Annotated in this window: 23 protein-coding genes; 15 read left to right on the top strand and 8 right to left on the bottom strand. The window is 64.8% G+C overall.

The window, feature by feature from the left end:
• The first annotated feature begins 83 nt into the window (after positions 1–83).
• The 3 genes from AAEO60_RS02395 (at position 84) to AAEO60_RS02385 (ending at position 4,163) form a co-directional block, all read left to right on the top strand.
• Positions 84–1,208: a DUF3500 domain-containing protein gene (locus AAEO60_RS02395; protein ID WP_341672049.1), complete on the top strand. Its 1,125-nt coding sequence runs from the start codon at positions 84–86 to the stop codon at positions 1,206–1,208.
• Positions 1,209–1,371: 163 nt separating this feature from the next.
• The gene (locus tag AAEO60_RS02390; protein WP_341672048.1) at positions 1,372–3,333 is read left to right on the top strand and encodes an alpha/beta hydrolase family protein; all 1,962 of its coding nucleotides are present in this window, start codon (positions 1,372–1,374) and stop codon (positions 3,331–3,333) included.
• An 11-nt stretch (positions 3,334–3,344) separates the two neighbouring features.
• Positions 3,345–4,163, top strand: a complete 819-nt coding sequence (locus AAEO60_RS02385) for an SDR family oxidoreductase (RefSeq protein ID WP_341672047.1) — start codon at positions 3,345–3,347, stop codon at positions 4,161–4,163.
• On the opposite strand, the gene AAEO60_RS02380 is transcribed toward AAEO60_RS02385, so the two are convergent.
• From AAEO60_RS02380 to AAEO60_RS02370, 3 genes are read right to left on the bottom strand one after another with little or no spacing between them, the layout of a single operon-like run.
• Positions 4,160–4,666: a DUF1697 domain-containing protein gene (locus AAEO60_RS02380; RefSeq protein ID WP_341672046.1), complete on the bottom strand. Its 507-nt coding sequence runs from the start codon at positions 4,664–4,666 to the stop codon at positions 4,160–4,162. The genes AAEO60_RS02385 and AAEO60_RS02380 overlap by 4 nt on opposite strands.
• Positions 4,663–5,811 carry a hypothetical protein gene (locus tag AAEO60_RS02375; protein ID WP_341672045.1) on the bottom strand — a complete coding sequence of 383 codons (1,149 nt, stop codon included), beginning with the start codon at positions 5,809–5,811 and terminating at the stop codon, positions 4,663–4,665. Before AAEO60_RS02375 ends, AAEO60_RS02380 begins: the two co-directional genes overlap by 4 nt.
• Positions 5,808–6,095 (bottom strand): 4a-hydroxytetrahydrobiopterin dehydratase, encoded by a 288-nt coding sequence (locus AAEO60_RS02370; RefSeq protein ID WP_341672044.1) that lies wholly within the window; start codon positions 6,093–6,095, stop codon positions 5,808–5,810. The genes AAEO60_RS02375 and AAEO60_RS02370 overlap by 4 nt, the downstream gene beginning before the upstream one ends.
• A 53-nt stretch (positions 6,096–6,148) precedes the next feature.
• Between AAEO60_RS02370 and ccmA the strand changes: the two genes are divergently transcribed.
• From ccmA to AAEO60_RS02350, 4 genes are all read left to right on the top strand, one after another.
• Complete coding sequence (gene ccmA / locus AAEO60_RS02365) at positions 6,149–6,742, top strand: heme ABC exporter ATP-binding protein CcmA (protein ID WP_341673532.1); 594 nt, start codon at positions 6,149–6,151, stop codon at positions 6,740–6,742.
• Positions 6,739–7,401: a heme exporter protein CcmB gene (locus AAEO60_RS02360; protein ID WP_341672043.1), complete on the top strand. Its 663-nt coding sequence runs from the start codon at positions 6,739–6,741 to the stop codon at positions 7,399–7,401. Before ccmA ends, AAEO60_RS02360 begins: the two co-directional genes overlap by 4 nt.
• An 88-nt stretch (positions 7,402–7,489) precedes the next feature.
• Positions 7,490–8,560, top strand: a complete 1,071-nt coding sequence (locus AAEO60_RS02355; RefSeq protein WP_341672042.1) for a hypothetical protein — start codon at positions 7,490–7,492, stop codon at positions 8,558–8,560.
• Positions 8,557–8,961, top strand: a complete 405-nt coding sequence (locus AAEO60_RS02350) for a GIY-YIG nuclease family protein (protein ID WP_341672041.1) — start codon at positions 8,557–8,559, stop codon at positions 8,959–8,961. The genes AAEO60_RS02355 and AAEO60_RS02350 overlap by 4 nt, the downstream gene beginning before the upstream one ends.
• Here AAEO60_RS02350 and AAEO60_RS02345 read toward each other — a convergent pair.
• The 3 genes from AAEO60_RS02345 to AAEO60_RS02335 all read right to left on the bottom strand — a co-directional run bounded on the left by AAEO60_RS02345 (position 8,955) and on the right by AAEO60_RS02335 (position 11,056).
• The gene (locus tag AAEO60_RS02345; protein WP_341672040.1) at positions 8,955–9,302 is read right to left on the bottom strand and encodes a c-type cytochrome; all 348 of its coding nucleotides are present in this window, start codon (positions 9,300–9,302) and stop codon (positions 8,955–8,957) included. The genes AAEO60_RS02350 and AAEO60_RS02345 overlap by 7 nt on opposite strands.
• Positions 9,303–9,387: 85 nt before the next feature.
• Positions 9,388–10,212: a type I methionyl aminopeptidase gene (gene map, locus AAEO60_RS02340; RefSeq protein WP_341672039.1), complete on the bottom strand. Its 825-nt coding sequence runs from the start codon at positions 10,210–10,212 to the stop codon at positions 9,388–9,390.
• A gap of 25 nt (positions 10,213–10,237) precedes the next feature.
• Positions 10,238–11,056 (bottom strand): DUF4163 domain-containing protein, encoded by an 819-nt coding sequence (locus AAEO60_RS02335; protein ID WP_341672038.1) that lies wholly within the window; start codon positions 11,054–11,056, stop codon positions 10,238–10,240.
• Between the two features lie 48 nt (positions 11,057–11,104).
• On the opposite strand from AAEO60_RS02335, the gene AAEO60_RS02330 reads away from it, so the two are divergent.
• The 5 genes from AAEO60_RS02330 (at position 11,105) to glnA (ending at position 15,915) form a co-directional block, all read left to right on the top strand.
• Positions 11,105–12,487, top strand: coding sequence for a leucyl aminopeptidase family protein (locus AAEO60_RS02330; RefSeq protein WP_341672037.1), 1,383 nt, complete (start codon positions 11,105–11,107; stop codon positions 12,485–12,487).
• A 76-nt stretch (positions 12,488–12,563) separates the two neighbouring features.
• Positions 12,564–12,923, top strand: a complete 360-nt coding sequence (locus AAEO60_RS02325) for a hypothetical protein (RefSeq protein WP_341672036.1) — start codon at positions 12,564–12,566, stop codon at positions 12,921–12,923.
• A gap of 1 nt (position 12,924) precedes the next feature.
• Positions 12,925–13,854, top strand: coding sequence for an N-acetyl-gamma-glutamyl-phosphate reductase (gene argC, locus AAEO60_RS02320; RefSeq protein WP_341672035.1), 930 nt, complete (start codon positions 12,925–12,927; stop codon positions 13,852–13,854).
• A gap of 255 nt (positions 13,855–14,109) precedes the next feature.
• Complete coding sequence (locus AAEO60_RS02315) at positions 14,110–14,448, top strand: P-II family nitrogen regulator (RefSeq protein ID WP_341672034.1); 339 nt, start codon at positions 14,110–14,112, stop codon at positions 14,446–14,448.
• Positions 14,449–14,505: 57 nt separating this feature from the next.
• On the top strand, positions 14,506–15,915 hold the full coding sequence (glnA, locus tag AAEO60_RS02310; protein WP_341672033.1) for a type I glutamate--ammonia ligase: 1,410 nt from the start codon (positions 14,506–14,508) through the stop codon (positions 15,913–15,915).
• An 85-nt stretch (positions 15,916–16,000) separates the two neighbouring features.
• On the opposite strand, the gene AAEO60_RS02305 is transcribed toward glnA, so the two are convergent.
• Together AAEO60_RS02305 and AAEO60_RS02300 are read right to left on the bottom strand one after the other, a co-directional pair.
• Positions 16,001–16,660 carry a hypothetical protein gene (locus tag AAEO60_RS02305; RefSeq protein ID WP_341672032.1) on the bottom strand — a complete coding sequence of 220 codons (660 nt, stop codon included), beginning with the start codon at positions 16,658–16,660 and terminating at the stop codon, positions 16,001–16,003.
• Complete coding sequence (locus tag AAEO60_RS02300) at positions 16,657–16,863, bottom strand: helix-turn-helix transcriptional regulator (protein ID WP_341672031.1); 207 nt, start codon at positions 16,861–16,863, stop codon at positions 16,657–16,659. Before AAEO60_RS02300 ends, AAEO60_RS02305 begins: the two co-directional genes overlap by 4 nt.
• A 138-nt stretch (positions 16,864–17,001) precedes the next feature.
• Here AAEO60_RS02300 and AAEO60_RS02295 point away from each other — a divergent pair, with 138 nt between their 5' ends.
• The 3 genes from AAEO60_RS02295 (at position 17,002) to AAEO60_RS02285 (ending at position 19,301) form a co-directional block, all read left to right on the top strand.
• Positions 17,002–17,655 (top strand): lysozyme, encoded by a 654-nt coding sequence (locus tag AAEO60_RS02295; RefSeq protein WP_341672030.1) that lies wholly within the window; start codon positions 17,002–17,004, stop codon positions 17,653–17,655.
• A gap of 71 nt (positions 17,656–17,726) precedes the next feature.
• Positions 17,727–18,734, top strand: coding sequence for a hypothetical protein (locus AAEO60_RS02290; RefSeq protein ID WP_341672029.1), 1,008 nt, complete (start codon positions 17,727–17,729; stop codon positions 18,732–18,734).
• A gap of 12 nt (positions 18,735–18,746) precedes the next feature.
• Positions 18,747–19,301, top strand: a complete 555-nt coding sequence (locus AAEO60_RS02285; RefSeq protein WP_341672028.1) for a fasciclin domain-containing protein — start codon at positions 18,747–18,749, stop codon at positions 19,299–19,301.
• Positions 19,302–19,314: the final 13 nt, after the last annotated feature.

Genomic DNA, 19,314 nt, shown 5'->3' with positions numbered 1-19,314 from the left:
GCCAGATTTGGCGAACTTCCACCCCGCCATTGCCATGTTCAATCATGGTCTATAGGCATCAATGGCAATAGGGGGCTAAATCAATGCGAACTTTCATCACTTGCACCGCAATCTCGATTGCGGTGGCGATGGGTGCTTCTGGAGCGGTGAAAGCGCACGAAGCGGTCGAACAAGCGCGCGAGGAAGCCCGTGTCGATGCGATGCAGGCAACGACAACGGCTTTCATTGCGACGTTGAACGATGCGCAGCGCGATCTTGTCATCGCCGCGATCGACGATGTGGGAACCCGAACGAACTGGTCGAACCTTCCTGTAGGCGTGGCACCACGCTCCGGTATAGCAGTCGAGGAAATGAATTCCGGCCAGCGTATTGCCTTTCACGCAATGCTGGCAGCTGCCTTTTCCAGCCAAGGATATCTGACGACCACTACCATAATGTCTAACGAGGATGTGCTGCACGAACTCAGTGCCAGCATAATCGCCACCATGTCGGAGGACGATCCCTTACGCGCGCAACGTGAAGCATTCATCGCAAACTACGATGCCGAAAAATTCTACGTCGTCGTTTTTGGTGACCCGCAGGGAAGCGATTGGGGCTGGACCGTTACGGGTCATCATTACGCTGTCAATTTCACGGTTTCCTCGGGCAGGATCGTGTTCACTCCCCTGTTCCTCGGTGCCAATCCGCAGGTTGTACCTGAGGGGCGATTTGCGGGTTTCCGTCTGCTCCAGCATGAAGCCGATCGGGCAATGGCGCTCATAGCTTCACTGGACGCTGCGCAACTTGAACGTGCGGTGATAGCGGATGCGGTTGATGGCCAGGTCTTCGCAGGTCCCGGTCGTCAGGACAGAATTGCAGCGCCGCTCGGGATTCCAGCCTCTGATCTGGGACCGCTCCAGCACTACCTCCTTGAAGCACTCGTCAACGAGTTTCTCGATCATGCATCGGATGAAGCGTCGGCTCGCCAACGGCTAGCGATCGATGAAGACGGGGTCGAGTCACTTCATTTTGCCTGGTGGGGACCGACCGGAGAGCCGACGGGACGATACATGTTCCGCATTCAAGGACCCTCCATCCTCATCGATTATGTGCGGGAGTCGTCTGGCGACGATGCGTTCAATCACGTTCATTCGATCGTGCGGGACCCTTCGAATGACTACGGCGCTGACTGGTTGGCCATTCATTATGACGAGTCTCACGGCGAGTAGCGCACGCAACAATTGCGGCCGTCGGAGCGGAAAGGCGCTCCCTTGTTTCCTGGTGCGTTTTCCCTGCAGCCTACCAGACGCATGGTGCAGGAACTGGCCTTGCGATCATTGCTTTTCCGCAGCCCCTCCCTAACTCCCCCTCCGGGACCAATCCGGAGAAACCATGCCTGACACCACTGCCGCCGCCCGCGTTTCCGACACTCCGTTGATCCCGCGCGATCACCTGTTCGGGAACCCCACCCGCTCGCAGGGCAAGATCAGCCCGGACGGCAAGTGGGTCAGCTGGATGGCGCCGTGGGACGGGGTGATGAACGTGTTCATGGCCCCGGCCGAGGATCACGAGGACGTGCGTCGCATGACTTCCGCCACCGACCGCCCGATCCCAACCTATTTCTGGGTACCCGACAGCGCGAGCCTGCTCTACATCCGCGACAAGGAAGGCGACGAGAACTTCCTGCTGTACCAGGTCGGCGTGACCGAGGGCGCGGAAGAGAAGTGCCTCACTCCCTTCGAGGAAACCCGTGTCCAGCTGGTCGGCGCGTCCGACACGATCAAGGACAAGCTGCTGGTGGGCGTGAACAACCGCGATCCGCGCTTCCACGATATTTACCTGCTGCACCTGGGTACCGGCGAACTGGAGCTGGTGTTCGAGAACAACGAGTGGGCGGGCTTTGAAAGCGATGACAGCCTCACACTGCGCTGGGCCATGCGGCAGAATGCCGAGGGCGGCACCGACATGCACGAGATCACCGATGGCGTGGTGGCGGAAGAGCCGCGCGAGGTAACCGGCCTCGACGATGCGCTCACCACCGGCATGGCGGGCTACACTACCGACGGCAAGACGCTCTACTGGCTCGACAGCCGCGGCCGGAACACCGCCGCGCTGTTTGCCGAGAATTGCGAGACGGGCGAGCGCACCCTCATCGCCGAGCACGACAAGGCCGACATCGGCGGCACCCTGCGCCACCAGGACACCGGCGAAGTGCTGGCCTGGAGCGCCACCTACCTGCGCACCGAACACCACGCGATCGACCCCGATATCGGGGCGGCCTTCGCATGGCTGCGCGAGCAGCTGCAGGGCGATTTCGGCGTGCAGTCGCGCACCGACGACGACCGCCGCTGGCTGGTGTGGAACGACCCGCTGACCGCGCCGATCAGCAGCTACCTGTTCGACCGCGACGCGATGACGCTGACGAAGTTCTACACCACCTACCCCGAGTTGGAGGGTGCTCCCCTCCAGCCGATGCACGCCCGCGAGATACCCGCACGCGACGGCCTGACCCTGCCCAGCTACCTCACCCTGCCGCCCCAGTCCGATCCCGATGGCGACGGCGTGCCCGACGCCCCGGTGCCGATGGTCCTGCTGGTCCACGGCGGCCCTTGGGCGCGCGACGGCTATGGCTTCAACCGCACGCACCAGTGGCTCGCCAACCGCGGCTACGGTGTGCTGTCGGTGAACTTCCGCGGCTCGACCGGCTTCGGCAAGGATTTCATCAATGCCGCCAACCGCGAGTGGGCGGGCAAGATGCATGACGACCTGATCGACGCGGTCGAATGGGCCATCGAGGCCGGCATTGCCGAGCGCGACAAGGTGGCGATCATGGGCGGCTCCTACGGCGGCTATGCCACGCTGGTGGGCCTGACCTTCACGCCCGAGGTCTTCGCCTGCGGCGTCGATATTGTCGGCCCGTCGAACCTCGAAACCCTGCTCGAAACCATCCCGCCCTACTGGGAGCCGGTGGTGAAGCAGTTCCACGAGCGCATGGGCGATCCCTCGACCCCCGAGGGCAAGGACTTCCTCAAGTCGATCAGCCCGCTGTACAAGGCCAGGGACATCGTCAAGCCGCTGCTGATCGGCCAGGGCGCCAACGATCCGCGCGTGAAACAGGCCGAAAGCGACCAGATCGTGGAGGCCATGGAACGCGACGGCGTGCCCGTCACCTATGTCCTCTTCCCCGACGAAGGCCACGGCTTCCACCGACCGGAAAACAACATCGCCTTCAACGCCATTGCCGAGAACTTCCTCGCCGAATGCATCGGCGGGCGGGCCGAGCCGGCTGGCGAGGTGCTGGCCGCATCGACAGCTGACATTCGTGCAGGTAAGGAGCACGTAAAGGGCCTGTAGGGAGAGGGCGCATGGCAGCGCAGAAGAGCATTTTCATCACCGGCGGTGCGTCCGGAATCGGCCGCGCCATTGCGCAGCATTTCGGCGCCAAGGGCTGGCTGGTCGGCATCGCCGACCGCAATACGTTGGGCCTCGAAGAGACCAAGGCCCTGCTGCCCGAAGGCCTGTGTCACACCTATGTCTTCGACGTCACCGACCGCGAAGGCTGGGACAAGGCGCTGGGTGAATTCGCCGCGCTGAATGATGGCAAGATCGACGTGGTTGCCAACAACGCAGGCCTGCCTGCCGGAGGCGCCATCGACGAGGTAACCTACGAAGAGCTGGACCTGCTCATCGACGTCAACCTGCGCGGCGTGTTCTACGGCGCCAAGGCCGCCTACCCCTATCTCAAGGCTGCCGCGCCGGGTTCTTGCCTGCTCAACACCGCCAGCGCCGCGGCCATCCACGGCATGGCCAACCAGAGCGTCTACGGTGCGACCAAGGCGGGCGTGCGCTCGCTGACCGAAAGCCTCGATGCCGAATGGCGCGAGTTCGGGATCAAGTCGCGCTCGCTGATGCCCAGCTTCATCGACACCCCGCTGTTGCAGGTGCCGCCCAACCGCAGCCGCAATACCCCGATCCGCGAGGCCGTGGTGGCTGCCGGGCTGGAATTCACGCCGGTCGAAGTGGTGGCGCAGGCCGCGTGGGACGCGGTGCACGGAGAGAAGACGCACATTCTCGTCGGCAAGACCGCGCGCAAGCTGGCGCGGGTGGCCAAGTGGATGCCGTGGTTGCTGAAGAAGCGCGCGGCCACGCTGAAGAACGCCCACAACAAGAGCGAAGGACGCTAGGCGATCTCCGCCGCCATCGCGGCCAGTTTTGCGACGGTGTTGATATTGCGTCCGGTGCCGTGCTTGGCGGCGGGAACCACCAGCTTCGATTGCCCCTGCCCTGACGGGTAGTGGACGAAGACTTCGCTTTCGCCCGCGACGACCTGCTCGTCCTTCTGGTGGCGAAGCTCGCCAACCTCGATCGGTCCATCGACAAACACCACGATCACCTGATTGCCCGCCGCATCGGGAAAGGGGTTGCGCGCCAGCACCCGGGCCATGTCCTCGCCGGTGCGCAGGATGATCTCCGGACAACCGCCGAACTCGCCGGTGATAGCGTCGGTGAGGACCTTTCGCACTCCCTCCACGTCATCCGGCCCCGCGAAGACCACGTTGCCGCTGGCAATGTAGGTGCGCACCTGTTCCAGCCCGGTCTTGCCCAACGCCTCACGCAGGCGCGCCATCTCGATCTTGCCGGTCCCGCCGACATTCACGGCACGCAGCAGGGCGACCCACGCCGTCACGGCGAAACAAATGTGGAAGCAACGGCCTGCCCTTCGATGGTCAGGAACGGCGAGAGATCGTCCCACGGCACGACCACGGTTTCGGCACAGGGCGTCGCCGCATGGGGAACGCCGGGAATGAAGGCCAGGCCACTGCCGTCCTCCGCCAGGCCGACGTCCCAGTTCGGCGTGCGTCCGGCGATTTCGATGCACTCGGTGCGGTGCGCCACATCACCTTCCGGACTGCCTTCTGGCAAGTCGTACCAGTTGCCCAGCAAGACCGGCATGAAGGCCTTGGACACAGTCGCAAAGACAAATCCCTCGGAGATGATTTCGCGGTCGAGCGCCCGGTCGTTGAGCCATTGCTGCGCCTGGACCTGGGTGCCGTAATAACGATCATAGACGCGCCGCAGCGACCAGTGCGACGGGTGCGCACCGCCGCAATAGAGGCTGTTGTGCTCGATCGCGCCGACCCAGCGTTCCGTCAGCACTTCGGGACGCACTTCCTTGTAGAAATAGCCGTCGAGGCCGCGGAAAGCGGCGTGCATGCCGAAGCACTGCGCATAATCGTCACTTACATCGCCGCGCGGCAAGTCGAATGCCAATTGCTGGTTGACGAGGACGTCGCTGCGCACGCTGCTGACGAGGGCGAAGGTGGAGATCGCCACATCTTCCTCGTCGAAGTGCGCGGGCGGCACATAACGGAGCACGGTATAAGCCTGTCCGGCGATCTCGCCGGGGGCGCTCTCGATTCTGCCCCCAGACAAGCGAGGCCCCATGAAAGCCATGCTTTCACACGGACTGGCAAGCTCCCGGCCCTGCTCCCACTCGAGCCGCTGCAAGGTGATCGGCAGGGCTCTTGCCCCCTCCTGCCAGGTGCCGCTCGCGCTGCCGCCTTCGATGGCAGTCATCCGCCAGTTCGCCTCGCCGGGATCGTCGTAACCGATCCGCTCTGCGAAGACACCCTCTTCGTTCAACAGCCCGATCAGCAGCTTGTGGCGATCATAGTAGTAGACGCCGTCGCCATCCTCGCCATTGAAACAGGCATGGACCGGCAGGTTGCCGACGGTCCCTTGCCAGACGCCCCGAAGGCCGGTTTCCTGCGCCGCCGCCGGTGTCGCGACCAGCGCCAACAGCCCCGCGCAGACCGCCCCCAGCCGCCTCACAGCGCCTCGATCACCCTGGCCATATCGAGGTCGCGTTGCGACAGTCCGCCCGCGTCGTGGGTGGTCAGCGTGATGTCGACCTTGTTGTAGACGTTGAACCATTCGGGATGGTGGTCGCTTTTCTCGGCGATCAGCGCGACGCGGTTCATGAAACCCCATGCCTCGCTGAAGTCGGCGAACTTGAAGACCTTGCGCATGGCGTCCCCGTCGCGGGCGAAATCCCATCCGTCGAGTTCGCTCAGGCCCGCTTCGGCCTCGCTGGGGGTGAGTTTCTCGACGGTCATGTGATGCTCCCTTGCTTGCCTCTTGCGGTCTGCATGCCCTAACGCGGCCAATGATGGAACCGTGCCGATTAGCCGCGACTGAACTGGCCTGCCGCCGCGGCGAGCGGCTGCTGTTCGCTGGCCTGTCGCTGGCGCTCGAAAGCGGCAGCGCGTGCCACGTCACCGGCCCCAACGGCGTGGGCAAGTCGAGCATGATCCGCATCATGGCCGGCCTGCTGTGCCCCCTCGCCGGAAGCGTCGAGCGACAAGGCTCCATGGCCCTGCTCGACCAGAACATTGCCCTCGACGAGCACCAGCCGCTGGCCAAGGCGCTGGACTTCTGGAGCGGCATTGATGGCAGCGCCACGGTCGACCTCGCGCGGCTGGGCCTCAGCGACCTGCTCGACGTGCCCGTGCGTTATCTCTCCACCGGCCAGCGCAAGCGTGCAGCCCTCGCGCGCCTGCTGGGACAGGGCGCGGATATCTGGTTGCTCGACGAACCGCTGAACGGGCTGGACAGCGAGGCCGTGGCGCTGGTTGAGGCGCTGGTGGCGGAGCATGTCGCGGCGGGCGGCGTGGCGCTCATCGCCAGCCACCAGCCGATTGCCGTCGCGGGCATGAGCAAGCTGCACTTGCCAGACTTCGTTCCGCAGGACGCCTACGCGTGAGCGTGCTCGGCAGCCTGCTGTGGCGCGACCTGTCCCGCCTGCTGCCCGGTGCGCGCAGCGGCAACACGCTGCTGCCGCTGCTGTTCTTCCTGGCCGTGGCCATGCTCTATCCCTTCGCGGTCGGCCCCAACCCGACGCTGCTGGCGCAGACCGGCGGCGGGGTGATCTGGGTCGCCGCGCTGCTCGCCGCCATCCTGCCGCTCGACCGGCTGCTTGCGCCCGACGTCGAGAGCGGGTTCTTCGACCAGTGGGCCTTGCGCGGGATTTCGGAAGAAGCCGTGGTGACCGTGCGCCTGGTCGCCCACTGGCTCAGTTTCGGGCCCTTCCTGATGCTCGCCGCCTTGCCCGCCAGCGCCCTGCTGGGCATCGATGCCCAGACGCTGTGGACGGTGGAGCTGGGACTTCTGGCAGGAACGCCGGGCCTTGCCGCCATCGGCCTGATCATCGCCAGCGTCACCGTGGGCCTGCGCGGCGGCGGAGCGGCGCTGGCCGGACTGCTCGCGATCCCGCTGGCCGTGCCGCTGTTGGTCTTTGGCGCGGGCAGCCTGTCGACCGGCGGCGACGCAGGCCTCGCGCTTACGGCGGCGATCAGCCTGGTGCTGGTAGCCATGGCGCCCTTTGCCGGCGGCGCGGCGATCCGGGCTGCGCGCGAGGGCTGACAGGCGGGGACTGGCAAAGGCAGGGACTGGCGGGCCGCCGCATTTCCTGTATTCTCCCTCGAGGTCGCAGCAAGTTCGGGGGGACTTCATGCGCAATTTCATTTTCGCCGCACTCGCCACGGTCGCATTGGCCACACCCGCCAGCGGGCAAATCGTGCCCGACGACCTGACCACCATGCCGCCGGTGACGACCGACTACGAACCGCCGCGCACGCCGTGGGGCGATCCGGACCTGCGCGGCACATGGCCGATCGAGAACCTCGACCAGATGAACCTGCCGATCGAGCGCGAAGAGGAGTTCGGCAATCGCGCATGGCTGACCAATGAGGAATACGCCGAGCGGCTGGCGGCCGCGCGCGAAAGCGATGGCAGCTTCGAGGAAGAACTGCGCACGCGCGGGACCATCGGCCTCTCCGGCTGGCTGGAATCGACCGACATGGGCCGCCGCAACTCGATGCTGGTCGATCCGCCCAACGGCCGTTTCCCGCCGCTGACCGAAGCAGCCCGGCCCTTGCAGGAGGCCGGACGGTCGAGCTGGGTCAGCGGCCAGCCGCGCGACTGGATCACCGATCTCGACATCTACGACCGCTGCGTGACGCGCGGCTTCCCTGCCAGCATGTTCCCCTTCCCCTACAACAACGGCATCCGCGTGTTCCAGGCGCCGGGCATGGTGGTGATCCATCACGAGATGATGTCGACGCGCATCGTCCCGCTGGGGCCGACCGAACGCTGGCCGGAAGACGTGCGCACCTACATGGGCCAGCCGATCGGCCACTGGGACGGCAATACGCTGGTGATCGAGACGACCAATATCGTCGACGGTGACGCTGCCGATCCCGACATCCATCGCCGCGCCGCCTCTCCCAATGCCTGGGACACGACCTACCCCACCAGCGCCGAGGCGCGCGTGACCGAGCGGCTGACCATGGTGAGCCCCGAACGCATCATCTACGAGATCACCTACAGCGATCCGCAGGTCTACACCGCGCCGTGGACCGCTCGGTACGACTGGACGCGCAACGACGGCTACGAGTTCTACGAATTCGCCTGCCACGAAGGCAACGTGCAGGTGCGCGACATGATCAACTCTTCTCGCGCGCAGCGGCTGCGCGATGCGCAGGCGGCGGCGGAAGGCGGCGAAGCCGGTTCGGGTGAGTGAACCGCCTGCTGCGGCTCTTTCCCGGAGCCCGGACGGCCAATATGCCGGTGCAGTCCGGTGCCTACCTGCTGACGATCTCGCTCGGAGAGAAATTCGCTGGATCGCTGCGCGGCAAACCCTACGAGTTGCCAGCCGGCACCTATGTCTATGCGGGCAGCGCCAATGGCCCCGGCGGCGTGGCGGCGCGCGTGGCGCGACATATGCGCAAGGACAAGAAGCTGCACTGGCACGTCGACGCGCTGACCGTGGCTGCGAGCGAGATCACCGCCTTCGCCTTTCCCGGCGGCAACGAGTGCGCTCTGGTCGAGCGGTTACTCGGCGAAGGCTATGAAGCCCCGCTGCCCGGCTTCGGATCAAGCGATTGCCGGTCGTGCCCGGCACACCTGCTCCGGCTTCAATAGGGCGGGTGGTAGTCTTCGCTGCGCAGCGAAAGGATATAGCCCACCAGCATGTCGACCTCGTCTTCCTCGAGGTAGAAATCCATTTCCTCGGGATAGGCGTGGGCGTCGGTCAGCCAGACCGTGAGCGACTGCCGCGTCAGGCCCGGGGTATTGGCGATCACCGGCCATTCGGGCGCGTCGGGATTGGGCGAGAGGCCGACGGGTTCCACCGAGTGGCACCCGGCGCATGCCGCCTGGGCCAGCGCATGGGCATCGGGATGGACGGCGGTCTGTTCCGGCGGCGTTGTCTGGCATGCGGCCACCAGCAACAGGGCCGGGGCAAGGGAAAGGCTACGGATCATTGCGAACTCCTGCTGCTTTCACACATAGCCTAGTGCAGGACAGGTGTCATTGCGCGCGATCAACCGGCCCGAGCAAGAGAACCGGTCAATAGGGCGGCTTGTCGAGTCCCTTGGGACTCTTGGTGAAAATCTCGCAGCCGTCCTCGGTAATGCCGATCGAGTGTTCGAACTGCGCCGACAGGCTCTTGTCACGCGTTACCGCGGTCCAGCCATCGTTGAGCAGCTTCACGTGCGGCTTGCCGAGGTTGATCATCGGTTCGATGGTCATGAACATGCCCGCCCGCAGTTCCGGACCGGAACCGGCGCGCGCGGCGTGGACCACTTCGGGCGCGTCGTGGAACAGGCGGCCAAGGCCGTGGCCACAGAATTCGCGCACCACGCCGTAGCGGTGGCTTTCGGCGTGTTCCTGGATCGCCGCGCCAATATCGCCCAGCCGCGCACCGGGGCGTACCTGGGCAATTCCGATCATCAGGCACTCGTAGGTCACTTCGACGAGCTTCTTCGCCTTGATCGAAGGCTCGCCGGCAAAGAACATGCGGCTGGTGTCGCCGTGCCAGCCGTCGAGCAGCGGGGTCACGTCGATATTGACGATGTCGCCTTCCTTCAGCCGCTTGTCCGACGGGATGCCGTGGCAGACCACGTGGTTGATCGAGATGCAGCACGAATGGGTATAGCCGCGATAGCCCATCGTTGCCGGCACCGCGCCGCCATCTAGCGTCAGTTCACGCACCTTGGCGTCGAGTTCGCCGGTGGTGACGCCCGGCTCCACCATGGTGGTCAGTTCGTCGAGGATTTCGGCCGCAAGACGGCCCGCCTTGCGCATGCCTTCGTAGCCTTCCGGCCCATGCAGCTTGATGGAGCCGTCACGGTAGACGGACATGTCTTCGGTTACGTGCTGGTATTCGGTCATGCGCCCCACATAGAGGCAGTTTCGCTCAATTGCGAGATGCGAAGGCCGGGCGATATTCCTCGCGCACCACTTCCAGCACTTCCTCGGTCACCGGGAAGGTGAATTCGTAGCTGCCCTCGGCATAGGGACCGGCGAGATAGGGGGCGATCTGGATGCCGATGCGGTCGAAGGTCACGCCATTGCTCGATCCCAGCAGCAGGTTGGTCTCGTCGGGCTTGATGCAGGTATCGAAAGTATCCTGCGACCCTTGCTCGACGGGTTCTCCGCGACGCTCGGCACGCTCGGCATTCAGCGCGTCGCACAGCTGTTCGCCGATCGCACCGTCGAGTGCTGCGGGCGAGGTGAAGAAAGTGATCGGTTCCAGCGGTCTTTCGCTCTGCTTGTCCCACACCACCGTGTCGAAGCCGTAATTGGGATGGGCGCCGCCAGTGTAGGTCGAAAAGTCTGCCGACAGGCTGATCCAGTCGGGCAGGTCGGCCACCACTTCCCAGGCGGTTTCACTGGAATAGGCGTTGAACGGGAAGCCGTTGTCGCGCGCCTCGCTGCGTCCTGTCGCGGCATTGCGGGCCAGCCGGTCGCGCTCGCGCGCCAGCCGCTCGTCCAGCCAGCGGGCGAGCGGCTCCACGTCGCCGGCGGCCTGCGGATAGGAATATTCGAACAGGAACAAGTCCGTCCGCTCAGCCACCTGCCGCGCCCCGCCAGCGGGGGCAGGCGCTTCGGTGTCACCCGGCGGAACAGGCGGTTCGGGCGTTGCGGCAGGCGTGGGATCGGCCACGTCTTCCGCAGGCTCGCACCCCGCGAGAGCCGCAGCAAGCATTGCAATTGCGGTGAATCGACCCAGCATAGGAATGCAGCCTTCCCAAACGGCAACGAAAACGGCAAGCGGAATTACATGACTATCGCAGCAGACCTGATCCTGCCCGACCGCGGGCAAGACGCCACCCTGATCCATCTCGTAAATACCGAGAGCTTTGAGGGCTTTGCCAAAAATCTCAGCGGGCCGCAACGCGCCGCGCTGGCCGGGCAGAAGTTCACCGGCGGCGGCTACCAGGTGGGAATCGTGCCCGATGGCGAACACTGGTTTGCCGTGGGCGGCGTGGCCGATCCGGAAGACCTGTCCAGCTGGTGCCTTGCCAAGCTGGCCGAGAGCCTTCCCGCCGGGACCTATCGTCTCGCCGACGTGAAGGCGGGCCCGGCCATGTTCGGCTGGCTCACCGCGCAGTATCGCTTCGACCGCTACCTGAGCGACGACAGCACCGAGGGCCCGCGCGTGCTGCTGACCGAGGACGTCGCCAAGATCGACCTCGTGACGGCAGAAGCACAGGCCGCCTCGCTGGTGCGTGACCTCGTCAACACCCCGGCCGAGGACATGGGCCCTGCCGCGCTGGAGGCCGAGGCCGAACGCATCGCCAAGGAACAGGATGCGAAGGTCGAAGTGACGCGCGGCGACGCGCTGGAGGAAGGCTTCCCCATGGTCCACGCCGTGGGCCGCGCGGCAGAGCGCAAGCATGCTCCGCGCCTGATCGAGCTGACCTGGGGCAAGGAAGATCATCCGCGCGTGGCGATTGTCGGCAAGGGTGTGTGCTTCGATTCGGGCGGTCTCGACATCAAGCCATCGCGCGGCATGCTGCTGATGAAGAAGGACATGGGCGGCGCGGCCCACGCGCTGGCGCTCGCCGAACTGGTGATGAAAGCGGGGCTGAAGGTCCGCCTGCACTGCATCGTCCCCGCGGTAGAGAACGCCATTGCCGGCAATGCCTTCCGTCCGGGCGACGTGCTGGCCAGCCGCAAGGGCCTGTCGGTGGAGATCGGCAATACCGATGCCGAGGGCCGGCTGATCCTCGGCGATGCCCTGACGCTCGCCAGCGAGCATGAGCCCGACTTCATCATCGACTTCGCCACGCTGACCGGCGCTGCCCGCGTGGCCGTGGGGCCGGACCTGCCCGCCCTGTTCACCCGCCGCGACAACACCGCGGAAGCGCTGATTTCCGCAGGCAAGGCGCACGATGACGAGCCGTGGCGCCTGCCGCTGCACCAGGGCTATTCGGAATGGCTGAAGTCCGACATTGCCGATACCAACAACACCCACACCAACGGTTTTGCCGGGGCCAGCGTCGCGGCACTGTTCCTCGACAAGTTCGTTGGCGACGACATCGACTGGGCCCATTTCGACACCTTCGCCTGGCGTCCCGCTGCCAAGCCCGGCCGTTCCAAGGGTGGCGCGGCGCTGGGCTTGCGTGCGGCTTTCCACACCTTGCGCGGACGCTACGGCTAAGAGGTGAGGTTGCAGCCGTTCGCCAGCGCGTCTAAGCGCGCGGATGACAGGGTATTGTGAAACGGATGTTGGGCGCTTGAGCCAGGACGAACTGAACGATCTCGCCACCTCGGCGAAGGGACCATTTGCGCTGGCGGGGCCGATTGCACGCCCCGATCCGCGCAAGGTACCCCTGCGCGGTGACCTGGCGCATGTCGGCCTCGCCGGAAAGCACTTCGTACCGCACTATGCCGTACCCCAGCCGCGCGGCGTCCTGCCCGGCGGCGCGCGGTTGCTGGCAGAACCTTCGGAAACGGCGGAAGAGCTGTGCGTCCTGCTGGAAGGCGACAGCTTCGAAGTACTCGACCTTTCCCGCGAATGGGCCTGGGGTTGCCTCTCGCTCGAAGGTCCGGTGGGCTATGTCCACCTCGACCACCTCGAACCGGTCGTCGCCTGATATGGCCCACACCGTATTCATCGATGGCGGAGCCGGCACGACGGGTCTGGAAATCGCCGACCGGCTCGAAGGCCGGAAGGAGTTCGACCTCGTCCGCCTCAACGAAGGCGAACGCAAGGACGAGGACTGCCGCCGCACCGCGCTCAACTTTGCCGATTTCGTGATCCTCTGCCTGCCGGACGATGCCGCACGCGATGCCGTGGACATGATCGATCCGGAGTCGGGCACGCGCATCATCGACGCCTCCACCGCGCACCGCACCGCGCCGGGCTGGATCTACGGCTTCCCCGAACTGGTCGGCGACAGCGTCGTCGCCGGCGCGGACCGGGTGTCCAACCCCGGCTGCTATCCGACGGGCTTCCTCGCGCTGATAGCGCCGCTGGTCCGCGCCAGGCTGCTGCCGCGCGACTGGCCGTACACGGTCAACGCCGTCTCCGGATATTCGGGCGGCGGCAAGAGCCTGATCCAGTTCTTCGAAGGCGACGGCAACAACATCGCCTTCCGCGACTACGGCCTCGGCCTCGATCACAAGCACCTGCCCGAAATGCAGTCGAAAGCCGGCCTGACCTATCCGCCGGTATTCGCGCCCGCTGTCGTGCCCGGATATCGCGGCATGGTGGTGGAAGTGCCACTGCAGATCACCGCCATGCGCAGCGCCTCGCCGCCCGCGGAACTGCGCGAGGAACTGGCCCGCTATTTCGCCGATGCCCCGCTGGTGACGGTCCACGACGAAGAAGTGGGCGAACTGGTGCTGCACAAGGATGCTCCGCCGTCCGACCGGCTGGACCTCTATGTCTTTGCCAACAAGGACGGCTCGATGGCGCGGCTGGTGGCCGTGCTCGACAACCTCGGCAAGGGTGCCAGTGGCGCCGCCGTGCAGTCGCTCAACCTGATGGCCGGGTGCGACCCGATGGCAGGCCTGCGGCTCTGATCGCGCGCCAGCCAGTGCCCATATTTTGGGCAGGCCTGCTTGCTAAATCGCCAATCCTTGCCCGCCTGACGCGCAATTTGCTGTCGCGTGACGCGCGGCAGCGCGCGCAAATGTTGCGAATCCGCCCTTTCGTTGCGCCGTACGATTGTCTAACCCCGTCACTCCACACTCTGGCATGATTCTTGAACCTTGAAAGTTCGGGAATTGCCTTCGGGAGAAACATCCGCACCCAGCGGACATAAAGACAGGGACGTCGTGAAAAAAGTCGAAGCCATCATCAAGCCCTTCAAACTCGACGAGGTGAAGGACGCGCTGCACGAAGTGGGCGTGTCCGGCATCACTGTCACCGAAGCCAAGGGTTTCGGTCGCCAGAAGGGCCATACCGAACTCTATCGCGGCGCCGAATATGTCGTCGATTTCCTGCCCAAGGTGAAGCTGGAGGTCATCGTGGCCGACAGCCTTGCCGACCAGGTGGTCGAGGCCATTGCCAATGCAGCCAAGACTGGGCGGATCGGTGACGGCAAGATTTTTGTCTCGGACATCAGCGCCGCGATCCGCATCCGGACCGGTGAGCAGGACGAGTCAGCCCTCTAGACCACCCGAATTCCCGCCAATCAGAAAACGCATACGTTCACAGAAGGATTTACCAAAATGGCCAGTGCAAAGGACATCGTGAAGCGCATCAAGGACGAAGAGATCGAATGGGTCGACGTCCGCTTCACTGACCCCAAGGGCAAGTGGCAGCACCTCTCCATGTGCGCCAGCGTCGTTGACGAAGACATGCTTGAAGAAGGCATGATGTTCGACGGCTCCTCGATCGAGGGCTGGAAGACCATCAACGAGAGCGACATGATCCTGAAGCCGGATCTGGAATCGGTCTACATCGATCCGTTCAGCGCCACGCCGATGATGATCATCAACTGCGACATCGTCGAACCGTCCAACGGCGAACTCTATTCGCGTGACCCGCGTTCCACCGCCAAGCGCGCCGAAGCCTACCTGAAGACCACCGGCATCGGCGACACGATCTTCGTCGGTCCGGAACCCGAATTCTTCATGTTCGACGACGTCCGCTTCGAAGACGGCTATTCGGGCTCGGGCTTCCAGATCGACGATGTCGAACTGCCGACCAACTCGGGCGCCGAGATGGAAATGGGCAACATGGGCCACCGCCCGCGCGCCAAGGGCGGCTATTTCCCCGTCGCACCGGTCGACAGCTGCATGGATATCCGTGCCGAGATGGTTTCGACCATGATGGAAATGGGCCTGCCGATGGACAAGCACCACCACGAGGTGGCCGCTGCCCAGCACGAGCTTGGCATCACTTTCGGTTCGCTGACCGAAACCGCTGACCGCGTGCAGGTTTACAAGTACGTCGTGCAGCAGGTTGCCCACGCCTATGGCAAGACGGCCACCTTCATGCCGAAGCCGATCAAGGCCGATAACGGTTCGGGCATGCACACCCACATGTCGATCTGGAAGGATGGCAAGCCGACCTTCGCCGGCAACGAATATGCCGGCCTGTCGGAAAACTGCCTCTTCTACATCGGCGGTGTCATCAAGCACGCCAAGGCCCTGAACGCCTTCACCAACCCGACCACCAACAGCTACAAGCGCCTGGTGCCGGGCTTCGAAGCTCCGGTGCTGCTGGCCTACTCGGCGCGCAACCGTTCGGCTTCGTGCCGTATCCCCTACGGCTCGGGCGAAAAGGCCAAGCGCGTGGAATTCCGTTTCCCCGATCCGCTGGCCAACCCGTACCTCGCCTTCTCGGCGCTGCTCATGGCTGGTCTCGACGGTATCGAGAACAAGATCCACCCGGGCGACGCCATGGACAAGAACCTCTACGACCTGCCGCCGGCCGAACTCGCCGACGTGCCGACCGTCTGCGGTTCGCTGCGTGAAGCCCTGCTCGCCCTGCGCGACGACATGGACTTCCTGCTGAAGGGCGACGTGTTCACCAAGGACCAGATCGAAGCCTACATGGATCTCAAGTGGGAAGACGTCATCCGCTTCGAGACCACGCCGAGCCCGGTCGAGTTCGACATGTACTACAGCTCGTAAGAGCCACCGGCTTCAAGCCAAACAAAAGGGCCGCTCGGGAAACCGGGCGGCCCTTTTCGGTTAGGCAAATGATGAACGGCAACGCCTACCGCATCACCAGCATCCCGCGCTTGCCCACGACGATGAAGCAGGCGAGCAACATCAGGCCCCAGAACATGGTCAGCCAGTCGAGCGCTTGCGGGCCGGCAACGAAGCCGAGGTGCGCCAGCAGCGCCCAGGTACCGCCAATGGCCACCACCAGGTAAAACGTCATGGCACCGCTTTCACGCCCGACGGCGCGCATCAGTTCGTCCTGCAGCTTCCACGACTTCAGCGAAACCCATACGGCAAGCGCGCAGAGCACGGCGTAGACGACCAGGGCAACCGTGGGGTCCACCAACCCGACCGATCCGCCGAGCGCCACGACCACCAGGGCAATGCCCGCCGCACCCATGCCAATGGCGGAAGTGGTGAGCATGGAGCGCTGTTCCTGCAACTCCTCGGCATCCTCGACGTTCAGGAATTTCGCCCCCGCCCTGGGGCTCAGCACGCCCACGGCCACGGCCAGCGCGGTGATCACGTAGATGAGCCCCACCAGCACGGCCACTTCGACCGACGCGCCGAATTCGGGCATGGTCTCCGCATCCATCAGCTGAAGCGCGGTAAAGGCGGCCAGGAAACCGGCTGCCCCGCCAAGCACCATGGCAAACAGGGTCTTCTTGAATCGGCGCTTCTTGTCGGCCGCTGCGATATCGGCATCGGTCATTCTTCTGGCTCCCAGTCGTCGATAAACAGGTCCGGCACGGTCACGGCGAACAGCTTCGCCATGCGCAGTGCCAGCGGCAGCGAGGGGTCGTACTTGTCGGTTTCCACCGCGTTGATCGTCTGCCGCGAAACGCCCAGCCGGCGCGCCAGCTCACCCTGGCTCCAGCCCTGCCCTTCGCGATATTCCTTCACGCGGTTTTTCACCGACTCACCTCGTTGCCTGTAAAGAGCTCTTTACTGTAAAGAACTCTTGTCAGTCAAGAGCTCTTTACAACCCACTTTCCTACAGCCTCATGCCGGGCCTAGCGGGCAAGCCCGAATCGCTGCACGAAAGGCCTGCCCATGAACCGCAAAACCGTCTTCGACCTGATCCGCCGCGCACTGGGGCGACCCTTCCGCCAGAGCGAAGTCGACGCCATCGACGCCGTGCTGGACAAGGTGCCCGGAGGCACCTGTGACAATTTTCTCCAGGACACTGTCACACCTGTCACACCTTCGCCCGCAAGTGACTGGAAAGTCGGCGAAAAGGGCATTGCGCTCATCCAACAATTCGAGGGCTGCGCAAGGCAGCGCCGCGATGGCAAGGTGGAAGCCTATCCCGACCCCGGTTCGAGCCTGGCCCGGACCGGATCCGGTAGCGGCGAGCCGTGGACCATCGGCTGGGGTGCGACCGGGCCCGGCATCGGTCCCGGCACGGTGTGGACGCAGGATGCCTGCGATGCGCGGCTGGAAGCAGACCTCGAACGCTACGCCCGCGAGGTCGCTCGCGCGCTGGGCGATGCACCCACCAGCCAGCCGCAGTTCGATGCCCTGGTCAGCTTCCACTACAACACCGGCGCCATCGCCAAGGCCACGCTGACGCGGCTGCACAAGGCAGGCGACTTCGCCGGGGCAGCACGCGAGTTCGAGCGCTGGTGCCATGCCGGGGGACGGGTGATGAAGGGCCTCGTTCGGCGGCGGGCAGCGGAAGCCGCGCTTTACCGTTCGGGCGCTTAACCCTGTCCTTGCAACCGCCGTTAGGAACCTTGAGGCTCTGCTGGTCGTTGGGCGGAAGAGGAGACAGACCCATGAAGCATTTGCTCGTAGGACTATCGGTACTGGCACTGGCGGCCACCCCGGCACTGGCGCAAGGAAACAACGGCAACGGCAATCGCGGCAACAACCCCGCAGCGTCGGACAACGCCCGCGGCAATGGCCAGGGCAATGCCGAACGCGGCAATCGCGCTAACGAGCGCGGCAATGCCCGGAACGAGCGGGGCGGACCACCGCAAACGCGCGGGAACGGCAACGGTAACGACAACCGCGGTGGACCGCCCGCCGTGCGCGGAAACGGCAATGGCAATGCCCCCGCAGTTCGCGGAAATCGCGGGAATGGCAACGGCAACGCTCCGGCGATCCGGGGCAACCGCGGAAACGGTAACGGTAATGGCAACAACGGACGCGGAAACGTCTCGGGCGGCGGGCTGATCGACTTCATCACCTACCGTACCGACACGCGCCGCGTCGCCGATGGATGCCCTCCGGGCCTCGCCCGCAAGTACAACGGCTGCCGCCCGCCCGGCCTTGCCCGCCAGCAGGACGGCTTTCGCCGCTACGCTCCGGACTGGTGGGGCTATCGCGGCTACGGTCGCTCAGGCAGCTACTTCTACGATGACGGCTTCCTGCTGCGCATCGGCGGTGACGGCGGCATCTCGGGCTACATCCCGCTGCTGGGCGGCGCGCTGTCCGTCGGCAACCCCTGGCCCGACGACTACCGCTATTCGCGCATGCCCTCCTATTACGAGAGCTACTACGGCCTCGGGTCGCCGCGCGACTATCGCTATGCCGACAACGTCATCTACCGGATGGACCCGGAAACGGCGGCCATCGCCTCGGTGGCGGCGCTGCTGACAGGCAACGAGTTCACGGTCGGCCAGCCCGCCCCGCGCGGCTACGACGTCTACAACGTGCCCTACAGCTATCGTGAACGGTACTATGACCGGCCAGACGCGCGCTATCGCTACAACAACGGCTACGTCTACGAGATCGACCCCGAAACCATGCTGGTCGTTTCCGCGATCCAGCTGCTGACCTGACAGGTGCCACCGATGAAGATCACGCCCATGCTGTCGGCGTTTACCGCCGCGACCCTCGTCCTGCTTCCCGCCTGCAGCGATGGCGAGACAGGCGAGGACGTCCCCGTCGTGGAAAACAGCTCCGCCACGCTCGCCACCCTGGTGGGCGATGCGAGCGAACTTTCGACCATGTCGGACCTGCTCAGCGATGCCGGGCTGCAGGGCCTCTTCGACGGCAGCGTTCCCTACACCCTGTTTGCCCCCACCGACGACGCCTTTGCGCAGTTCGACCTGCCCCTGGAGGGCGACGACCTGCGCGCCGCGCGTGTCGCGGTGATCCGCGAGCACATCGTGCCGGGTTACCTCACGCTGGAGGACATCACCGCTGCCGCAGAGGCAGCGGGCGGCGCGGTGGAAATGCCGACCATGGGTAGCGGCGCGCTCACCTTCACCCTCGACGAGGGCGACGTGGTCATCTCGTCTGCCGATGGCGTGGAAGCCCATGTCGACGGCACCGTGATGACCGGAACGAACGGCAGCCTTTTCCCGGTCGATGCGGTTCTCAAGTCTGCGGACGCTTCCGACTGACACCTTCTCGCGG

It is taken from the genome of Aurantiacibacter gilvus, assembly GCF_038289935.1.
GTDB lineage: Bacteria > Pseudomonadota > Alphaproteobacteria > Sphingomonadales > Sphingomonadaceae > Alteraurantiacibacter > Alteraurantiacibacter gilvus.
Note: the sequence above shows the minus strand (reverse complement) of the source record. Positions and strands in the feature narration are given on the sequence as shown.